2 protein-coding genes are annotated in these 1,733 nt (G+C 68.0%); both read left to right on the top strand.

Translation table 11 applies throughout. The features are described 5' to 3' along the window. On the top strand, positions 1-143 hold a 143-nt coding region (locus WEB03_RS15605), incomplete at its 5' end, for a triose-phosphate isomerase (RefSeq protein ID WP_368071844.1). A 187-nt stretch (positions 144-330) separates the two neighbouring features. Further along, positions 331-1,733: ABC transporter substrate-binding protein (locus WEB03_RS15600; protein ID WP_368071843.1), on the top strand; the 1,403-nt coding region annotated here is incomplete at its 3' end.

Below are 1,733 nucleotides of genomic sequence, written 5' to 3'. Positions count from 1 at the left end.
TCCAGTACGGCGGCAGCGTCAAGCCCGGCAACGTGCGCGAGCTGATGAGCCAACCCGACATCGACGGCGCGCTGGTCGGGGGAGCCAGCCTGTCGAGCGACGACTTCGCGCTGATCGTCGGCCACCGCCGCAGCACCCGCTGATCGGTCGCCGTCGCTCACCGGCCAGTGTCCAGAAGGGGTGCGCCACGCGCGCCTTCGGTGCGGGGTGCGTCGGTGTCTCCGACCACGGTAGTAGCGTGGTCGGCATCTCGCGGGGGGACCCGTGCGCACCGGTGGGATCCGGTCTGCACGACTCGGCCGCGGGTACCGCCCGACGGAAGGAACCACGGTGGTCAGGGACAAGAGGTTCGGCTGGCGTCTGCTAGCCGCGACCGGTGCGTTCGCGATGGTCGCGACCGCCTGTAGCAGTGACGGTGGCAGCAGCGATGACGGCGCCAGCGACGACGACGGTCAGGCGACCGCCGACGACGGTGAGGCTGACGACGGCGGCGATGGCGGTGACTACTGCGCCGACAGCAGCGATTCGATGGTCCGCTGGGCCCACGAACAGGAGCCGCCGGACCTCCACCTGGACGACCCGGCCAACAACCTGTCGATCAGTTCCTGGATCCAGCAGGCGATGCTCGAGGGCCTGTACGGCGTGTCGGCCACGACCGAGTTCGTGCCCGAACTGCTCGCCGAGGAGGGCGAGGTCGTCGAGAACGACGACGGCACCGTCACCATCAACATGACCCTGCGCGACGGGATCCAGTGGTCCGATGGCGAGCCGATCACCGGCCAGACCATCCAGGACAACTTCGACCTGCTCATGGAGGGCTACGACTTCGAGAACGACGACGCGACCGACGCGGTCTACGCGCTGTCGAGCCGTCAGGGCTACGACCTGGTCGACCCCGACAGCTGGGAGGTCGACGGCCAGAACTTCTCGTTCACCATGGAGACCTTCTTCGCCGGCTGGCCGGCGATGTTCGGCCGCGTCCTGCCGACCCACGTCCTCGCGGACGGTGCGGCGGCCAACGACGCGCTGCGTGAGTTCCAGGTCGACGGCGAAGCGCTGCCGGCGTCCGGTCCGTTCCAGTTCTCCGAGTGGCAGCGTGGCGTCTCGATGACGCTCAGCCGCAACGACGAGTACCACGGCGCCAACGAGGTCAACGACGAGATCCAGAACGGCGGCGTCGCGTGCGCCTCCGGTGTTCAGATCAACTTCGTCACCGACACCGACGCGCAGATCAACGCCCTGCGTGCCGGCGAGGCCGACTTCATCTTCACCCAGCCGCAGGTCCAGTTCGGTGAGGGTCTGGCCGATGACGACCAGTTCACGCTGGCGTCCGAGGCCGGTCCGGTCTTCGAGCACTGGAGCCTCAACACCAACAACGCGCACCTGAACGACCCGAACGTCCGCGAGGCCCTGGCGTACGCCATGGACAAGTCGGTCGTGATGGAGTCGCTCTACGCGCCCCTGTTCGGGGACACGCTCCCGGTCGAGGGCCTCGGCAGCACCTACTGGCTCTCGAACAGCCCGAACTACTCCAACCTCCAGGGTGAGGCCGGCTACGGCCAGGGTGACGTCGACTCGTCGAACGCGCTGCTCGAGGAGTCCGGCTACAGCCAGAACGGTGACGGCGTCTGGGAGCACCCCGAGCGCGGTCCGCTGACCCTGCGTGTCTCCACCACCGGTGGCAACCAGCTCCGTGAGCTGCAGCAGCAGCTGCTGCAGTCGCAGCTCAACGA

Source organism: Nitriliruptor sp. (genome assembly GCF_040882075.1).
Lineage (GTDB): Bacteria > Actinomycetota > Nitriliruptoria > Nitriliruptorales > Nitriliruptoraceae > Nitriliruptor.
Note: the sequence above shows the minus strand (reverse complement) of the source record. Positions and strands in the feature narration are given on the sequence as shown.